General features: G+C 47.9%; 8 protein-coding genes. 5 read left to right on the top strand and 3 right to left on the bottom strand.

All coding sequences use genetic code 11. The features are described 5' to 3' along the window. Window positions 1-1,295 (bottom strand): anthranilate synthase component 1 (locus ACRC27_RS09215; RefSeq protein WP_438639743.1); only part of this gene is annotated, 1,295 nt, incomplete at its 3' end. 438 nt (window positions 1,296-1,733) lie between these two features. Here ACRC27_RS09215 and rnm point away from each other — a divergent pair. From rnm to rluB, 3 genes are all read left to right on the top strand, one after another. Continuing rightward, window positions 1,734-2,630, top strand: coding sequence for an RNase RNM (gene rnm, locus ACRC27_RS09220; RefSeq protein ID WP_438628930.1), 897 nt, complete (start codon window positions 1,734-1,736; stop codon window positions 2,628-2,630). 39 nt (window positions 2,631-2,669) lie between these two features. Further along, window positions 2,670-3,290, top strand: a complete 621-nt coding sequence (locus ACRC27_RS09225; RefSeq protein ID WP_438623424.1) for an L-threonylcarbamoyladenylate synthase — start codon at window positions 2,670-2,672, stop codon at window positions 3,288-3,290. 306 nt (window positions 3,291-3,596) lie between these two features. After that, entirely contained in the window at window positions 3,597-4,472 is an 876-nt protein-coding gene (rluB, locus tag ACRC27_RS09230) for a 23S rRNA pseudouridine(2605) synthase RluB (protein WP_438623423.1), read from the top strand. 215 nt (window positions 4,473-4,687) lie between these two features. Here rluB and ACRC27_RS09235 read toward each other — a convergent pair whose 3' ends face one another. Continuing rightward, window positions 4,688-5,449, bottom strand: coding sequence for a YciK family oxidoreductase (locus tag ACRC27_RS09235; protein ID WP_438639744.1), 762 nt, complete (start codon window positions 5,447-5,449; stop codon window positions 4,688-4,690). A 145-nt stretch (window positions 5,450-5,594) separates the two neighbouring features. Here ACRC27_RS09235 and sohB point away from each other — a divergent pair, with 145 nt between their 5' ends. Together sohB and ACRC27_RS09245 are read left to right on the top strand one after the other, a co-directional pair. Continuing rightward, the gene (gene sohB, locus ACRC27_RS09240) at window positions 5,595-6,734 is read left to right on the top strand and encodes a protease SohB (protein ID WP_438639745.1); all 1,140 of its coding nucleotides are present in this window, start codon (window positions 5,595-5,597) and stop codon (window positions 6,732-6,734) included. A 169-nt stretch (window positions 6,735-6,903) separates the two neighbouring features. Further along, window positions 6,904-7,272: a DUF805 domain-containing protein gene (locus tag ACRC27_RS09245; protein ID WP_438623420.1), complete on the top strand. Its 369-nt coding sequence runs from the start codon at window positions 6,904-6,906 to the stop codon at window positions 7,270-7,272. Window positions 7,273-7,460: 188 nt separating this feature from the next. Here ACRC27_RS09245 and ACRC27_RS09250 read toward each other — a convergent pair. Further along, a partial coding sequence (locus ACRC27_RS09250) for a DUF2498 family protein (protein WP_438639746.1) occupies window positions 7,461-7,536 on the bottom strand: 76 nt, incomplete at its 5' end.

The following is a 7,536-nucleotide window of genomic DNA, read 5'->3' on the forward strand; positions in this document are numbered from 1 at the left end:
CCGGTAAGCGTGCCCATATTCATACTGGCCTGATAAGCGTGCAGCGCATCAAGATCGTAGCGTAATGTCCCGATAACCCGCGAAACCAAGTGCATGACGTGGGAATAGCGGTCAACGTGCAGCAGATCGGCCACGTAACGGCTACCCGGCTCGCTGATGCGCGCCACATCATTACGGGCTAAGTCAACCAGCATCATGTGCTCTGCCAGCTCTTTTTTATCCAACCGTAAATCCAGCTCTAAGCGGCTGTCCAGATCATAATCCAGCGTGCCGGAAGGGGTTTTACCACGTGGCCGCGTACCGGCAATCGGGTAAATTTCAACCTGACGGCTGGTGGCAGTGAATTTCAGCGCGCTTTCTGGTGATGCGCCGAACAGCGTAAAGAGTGCATCTTGCATAAAAAACATATATGGGCTGGGGTTGCTCTGTTTCAGTTCACGGTAGGCGGATAACGGGTTTGGGCAGGGCAAACTAAAGCGGCGTGATGGCACAACCTGAAAAATATTCCCACATTGAATATGTGCTTTTAATGCTTCAACGGTTTGGCAAAATTGCAGATCAGAGTGGCTAACCGTCAACAGACTCTGCGTCAGTGCCGGAGCGGGTAGGGCAGTCGGCAGCGTTTGTAGCTGTTGGTAAATGGTTAGCAGGCGGTTGGCCAGCCGCTGTTGTTCATGCACACAGCTGGCAAATGCCGAGGTTTGTACATGCGCCCGCTGATGCTGGTGATCCATAATTAATAGCGTTTCTGCGATATAGAAACAAAAGTCAGGGCAACGCTGATCATGTTGTACGGTCGGCATCGGCTCAAATTGTGCGGCTAAATCGTATGAAAATAGCCCGCCGATAAACAGTGCTTCAGGGTGTTCGGCAGGGCTTTCAATACCCTGTAATATCGCCCGTAAACTGTCAAACACTGAAACGCTTTTTAGCCGTGAGTCTTCATCTTGTGCGGTATCGTCTTGCACAAAGTGCAGGGTTAACTGTGCAGCGTTACGCTGCTGTATTACGCCAGCGGTCAGCTCTGCGGACGCTAACGCTTGTTGCAGGATATCGAGCACACGTAGCCCGTTATCAGACAGTGCCTGTAACATAACCTGATTTTCACGGCACTCTAATCTGACCGCTGCATCAACTAACAACAGGCTTTTTAGATTTTTTTTGCTGTTGATTTCAGCTGAATCAAGTAACAAGGTTGCAGGGTTTTCCCCACACAAGGCCTCAAATACCCGCGTAGGATCAGCGTAATAGGGAACATCTCTGCAAAAGACCTGTATCTGTGGTTTTACTGGCATATGCCCTCACTGTTATTCCGTTAACTGTTTAAAAAGGATAAAAAAACCCGCATCAGCGGGCTTGGTCTGTTCAAAGGAAAATTCTTAGAGCATCAAGAAAAGACCCAAACAGCGCCCGCACAGAGAGAGTTGCGCCAACCGTAATGATTAACACTTTTAACATTGCAAGTCATCGGGGTATTACGGTCTGTCTGCTGCATTATTAAACTCCGTGCGCCTTTTGTACTATTAAGCTGATACATTGATGCTTTGTCAACCTGTTTTTGGTTGTTTTTCTATCATGCCGTAGCGCTAAACGCTGTTAATCATAAGATGCTGCGATAAAATGAGATCATAAGCACATAAAAGTGTATTTTGTGATAAAGCAACGGATGTTGTCGCGGTACGGTGACTCTGTTGGTGGAATGTAATGCCTTCTGTTGAGTAACCGGAATAGTAATGACTGAATCCTTACGTGATCGTTTTCCTCTGTTTGATTTGCACAGCCACAGCACCGCCTCTGATGGCAGTTTAACGCCGACTGAATTGGTACAGCGCGCGGTGGCGCAGCAGGTCAACGTATTAGCATTAACTGATCACGACACGGTCAGCGGGTTAGCAGAAGCTCGGCAGACGATAACCGATGCTCAACTGCCATTGCAGCTCATTAACGGCATAGAGCTTTCTACGTGCTGGGAAAACATCGAGATCCATATTGTCGGGCTAAATATTGACCCTGAATCTCTGCCGTTACAGCAGTTAATTGCCGAACAGCAGGAAAAGCGCCACGCTCGATCTGTTGAAATAGCGGTTCGGCTGGAAAAACACCGCATTCCCGATGCACTTGCCGGTGCGCAAAAGTATGCACAGGGCAGTGCAATTAGTCGGGGGCACTATGCGCGCTATCTGGTTGAATTGGGTATTGCCAGTACCATGCAGGGCGTATTTAAGAAATATCTGGCAAAAGGGAAAATCGGATATGTTCCGCCACAATGGTGTACAATAAATCAAGCGATTAGCACCATTCATGCCGCAGGCGGACAAGCCGTTTTAGCGCACCCTGCTCGGTATGGATTATCTGCTAAATGGCTGAAAAACCTGCTGAATGCCTTTGCTAATGCAGGCGGAGATGCCATTGAAGTGGCGCAGTGTCAGCAAGCGCCGCATGAGCGCAGCCAGTTAGCTGCGTATGCAAAAGAGTATCACCTGTCAGTGTCACAAGGTTCTGATTTTCATCAACCCTGTGCTTGGATAGAGCTCGGACGGAAATTATGGCTACCGGCTGATTGTACCCCTGTCTGGGATTCATGGTTATTGCCGTCTGATCAATTACCATCTGATTCTATGACTGTTTGATCAACAGTGCTGTGTGGCAGTGACAGGTTCGGAGAGAGCATGAGCCAGTTTTTTTATATCCATCCAGATAACCCGCAAACTCGTCTGATTAATCAGACAGTGACCCTGCTGCGCGAAGGTGCAGTGATTGTTTATCCGACTGACTCAGGCTATGCCATGGGCTGTATGGTCGGTGATAAACACGCGATGGATCGTATTGTGCGTTTACGCCAGCTTGATCCTGAACATAATTTTACACTGGTTTGCCGCGATTTATCAGAGCTTTCTCTGTATGCACAGGTGAGTAACTCGGCCTTTCGGTTGATCAAAAATAACACGCCTAACGCCTATACCTTCATTTTGAAGGCGACGAAAGAAGTGCCGCGTCGCCTGATGACACCAAAACGTAAAACCATTGGTTTGCGGGTGCCAAACAACGCCATTGCTCAAGCCCTGCTTGAAGCGCTCGGTGAGCCTTTGATGTCAACATCACTGATCTTACCGGGCAATGATTTTGCAGAGTCAGACCCTGAAGAGATCCGCGATAATCTAGAGCATCAGGTTGATTTAATTATCAATGGCGGTTATCTGGGGCAACAGCCGACCACCGTGATTGATCTGACCGAAGACTCACCGGTCATCGTGCGTGAAGGTTCAGCCGACAGTACACCATTTCAGTGATTGTTAACGATTGATCGTTGATTGATTGCTGGCATGCGCTGCATCGGGTATGATGCTGCCCCATTTTCTGCCCTTTATGTACCCGTTATGCCTTTAATAATCGGTGTATCTGGCAGAACCGAATTACTCCGTCATACTGGCAATACATCACTGCGTTGTACACCGTACACCGCAGTGATCATGTACAGATAAAAGTGTGTGCATAAGCCTGAACAGAAGACAGAAATGCTGTTGAACTCAGGCTGCCAGTAACGGTAGACACAGTGAACGACGCCTGTGAAGGCGACAATAAAGAGGTTGGCTCCTATGAGCGAAAAACTGCAAAAAGTATTGGCCCGCGCTGGCCACGGTTCACGCCGTGAAATAGAAGCCATCATCGGACAGGGCCGTGTCAGTATCGACGGTAAAATTGCGACACTCGGTGATCGTGTTGAGCCAAGTCAATCACTGAAAGTGCGTATCGACGGGCATCTGGTATCGATTAAAGAAAAAGATGACGTTATCTGCCGTGTACTGGCGTATTACAAGCCAGAAGGTGAGTTGTGTACCCGTAAAGATCCCGATGGCCGCCCGACAGTCTTTGATCGTCTGCCACGTATGCAGGGTGCCCGCTGGATTGCCGTAGGCCGTCTGGACGTGAACACCTCGGGTTTGATGCTGTTCACCACTGACGGTGAGCTGGCCAACCGCCTGATGCACCCAAGTCAGGAAGTTGAGCGTGAGTACTCAGTGCGTGTTTTTGGTGCCGTTGATGATCCTATGCTGCAACGCCTGCGTTTAGGTGTGCAACTGGAAGATGGTCCGGCATCGTTTAAAACCATCAAATTCCAAGGCGGAGAGGGCATTAACCAGTGGTTTAATGTCACACTGACTGAAGGCCGTAACCGTGAAGTGCGCCGTTTGTGGGAATCACAAGGCGTGCAGGTGAGCCGTCTGATCCGTGTGCGTTACGGTGATATCAAGCTGCCAAAACTGGTTCCACGTGGTGGCTGGTCTGAGCTTGAGCTCAAAGATGTAAACTACTTGCGCGAACTGGTTGGCCTCAATGCTGAAACCCAGTCTAAAGTAGCGGTAGAGCATCAGCGCCGTCAGCGTAATCCAAATCAGATCCGCCGTGCGGTACGTCGCCATGCACAGCAACAGCAGCAACAAAAGCAGCGTCGCCCGCGCCGTCCGGCGTAAGTGATGTTAAAGCCCTATAGCATGATGCGTAGGGCTTGTATTATCCCTATGCGGTAACATCTGCATTTGTGATAAACCAAAATGCAATAGACAGATTCATAATAAAAAAGCCTGCAAGCTTGTTAAGAGATGCAGGCTTTTTTTTCGATATTTTCAGCCGTGATATGATAAATAGAGGTATCACAAAAACTGATATTACCCCGAGCGGCTATACATTAGCGTGCAGCACCCGGTAAGCGGTTTGGCTGTGCATCAAAGCTCTTTCCGCTTTCATGTTGGCTGTCATCCCCCATTAAGTACAGATACAGCGGCATAATATCGGCAGGGGTTTTTAGCAACTCTGCATTTTCAGCCGGAAACGCACTGGCTCGCATTTTGGTACGTGTACCACCTGGGTTAATACAGTTAACCCGTACTGCACTGTTTTCCAGCTCATCGGCCAACACCTGCATCATCCCTTCGGTTGCAAATTTTGATACCGCATAAGCGCCCCAAAATGCTCGGCCTTTTTTACCTACGCTTGATGAGGTAAAGATCAGTGATGCCGACGGTGCAAGTTGCAGTAAGGGGAGCAGTGCCTGCGACAGTAAAAACTGCGCATTGACATTCACCTGCATCACCTCTCGCCAGATTTTCTCTTCATATTGCGCCATGGGCGAGAGCACACCCAGAATACCGGCATTGAGCAGCGCACCATCAAGGCGGCCAAACTGTGTCCGAATCACGTCGGCCATATCCTGATAGTGCTGGCGGGTCGCTCCCATCAGATCCAGCGGCATAATCGCAGGCTCTGCGCCACCTTCAGCCACAATCTGATCATAGGTCGCTTCGAGTTTGGGTACGGTTTTTCCCAGTAATATCACGGTTGCGCCATGCCGAGCATAGCTGAGAGCCGCTTCCTTGCCGATACCGTCGCCGGCACCGCTGACCAAAATCACTTTATTTTCTAGCAGATGGTTAGGCGCTTGATATTCCACGTAACACCCTCTTCTCTCAGTAAATTTAATGCATCAACGTGATGGTTTGTCTATTGTACCCAGATTGTATTTTTATCGCGACATTGGGCATTCAGCCTGCTTTTGTTACGATGTAAAAATGACATTTTGAATCTAAGGATTAACCGTGGAATTTTTGTACCAATATGGCGTGTTTTTAGCCAAAGCAGTGACAGTATTTGCCGTAATCGGCGGCTTGCTGGTACTGGTATTCGGGCTGGCACAGCGTAACAAACCGAACAAGCGTGGTGAGTTGCAAATCACCGATTTAGGGCAACAGCACCGTGAATTGGTGGATGAGCTTAAAGAGCTGCGTCTTGATGAACATGCGTTGAAAATTGCACGTAAAAAACAGAAAAAAGCCGATAAAATAAAGGAAAAAGAGCGTAAGAAAGCAGAAAAAATAGCCGAAAAAGAGGCAGAGAAAGCCACTAAGACTGCTGATGCGAGTATAACGCCGGAAAATACAGATGAATCGGCTGGAAAGCAGCTAAACAGCACACCTGAGCATGCTAAACCTTGTGTCTATGTGCTGAATTTTAAAGGCAGTATGGATGCACATGAAGTTGCTTCACTGCGTGAAGAAGTGACTGCCGTACTTGCCATTGCTACTGAAAAAGATGAGGTTCTGCTACGTTTAGAGAGCCCAGGTGGTGTGGTACATGGTTATGGGCTGGCTTCTTCGCAATTGGCACGGATCAAGGCAAAGGGGATCAAGCTGACAGTCACAGTGGATAAAGTGGCGGCCAGTGGAGGATATATGATGGCATGTGTGGCCGATCATATTGTTTCTGCCCCATTTGCGATTATCGGTTCAATCGGTGTTGTGGCTCAGATCCCCAATATTCACCGTTTACTCAAAAAGAACGATATTGATATTGAGCTGATGACTGCCGGTGAATACAAACGCACCTTGACTATGCTCGGTGAAAATACCGATAAAGGCCGTGAGAAATTCCGTCAGGATTTGGAGGATACACATCAGCTGTTTAAGAATTTTGTGACCCAGCATCGTCCTAGTTTAAACATTGATCATGTCGCTACCGGTGAACATTGGTTCGGTGAACAGGCCTTGGCATTGGGGCTGGTTGATGAAATTGCAGCAAGTGACGATATCTTGTTGCGCGAGATGGCTGAAAAAGATGTACTCGAAGTCCGTTATATTTTGCGGAAAAAGCTTACAGATAAATTAGCACATAGCGCAGAAAAAGGGGCAGATCGCCTACTGATGCGCTGGATCCAGCGGAGTCAGCGTCCGTTACTGTAACTGCCATCAGGTTATTACCTGATATGTTTGAGTCTGTTTTTATTCAATAATTCCCAGAGGCTGTTCATTCAGCCTCTATTATTTACGGCCTGTGCGCGGTAAGTTTGCATATGAAGAATATCTGATTGTGCATAAATGAATAAGAACAGAACGATATAAGGTTATTGTGATGTACTGGATATGGTTAATGCTCTCTTTTCGCGGCCGAATTTCAAGAATGCAATTTGGTTTGGGGTTGGGTTTTTTAGCCGCACTTATTTTGATAAGCCAAGGTTTGCTAGGGTTAATCAGCATTGTTTCGGGTGCATTTAGTTTTCATTTGGTATGGATCTTTAATGCGCTGCTCGGCATCTACGCTCTGCTGGCGCTGATGGCAAAACGCTTGTCTGATGCTCGCCTGTCTAAAACACTGCTTTGGGTCAATTTGCTTCCTGCTGCGGGCACGGTACTCCTTTTTGGGGTGTTATTTTTATGTGCCACAGTAGCGCCAGTAAATGAAGAGCACGTGCCTTTGGAAACATCATCACTTTCGCATTAGACCTGTTGGTATACCCCAGGCCTTGCTAATAGGCCGCTACACAACGATATAACTCTACAATGAAAGAGTATGGCGGTAGTAAGCTGAATAGATGAGGGCTTCGCTCTTGCCATGTTGATATTGCGGCGCTCTGCTTTCGGTTTATTGACGATAGATGAGATTAGGCGAAAGCAGAGCGGTGAAAAAATTTAATCAATCAACTGATACTGCTTTGACAGCGCTTGAGCGAGTAGCTTAAACATATTAAAAGTAGCCGTGCTCTGA

Source organism: Plesiomonas sp. (assembly GCF_051650925.1).
Lineage (GTDB): Bacteria > Pseudomonadota > Gammaproteobacteria > Enterobacterales > CAMTGL01 > Plesiomonas.

Excerpts from the sequence above, each read along its gene's own strand:
- rnm (WP_438628930.1), top strand. The coding sequence starts at position 1,734 with ATGACTGAATCCTTACGTGATCGTTTTCCTCTGTTTGATTTGCACAGC.
- ACRC27_RS09225 (WP_438623424.1), top strand. The coding sequence starts at position 2,670 with ATGAGCCAGTTTTTTTATATCCATCCAGATAACCCGCAAACTCGTCTG.
- rluB (WP_438623423.1), top strand. The coding sequence starts at position 3,597 with ATGAGCGAAAAACTGCAAAAAGTATTGGCCCGCGCTGGCCACGGTTCA.
- ACRC27_RS09245 (WP_438623420.1), top strand. The coding sequence starts at position 6,904 with ATGTACTGGATATGGTTAATGCTCTCTTTTCGCGGCCGAATTTCAAGA.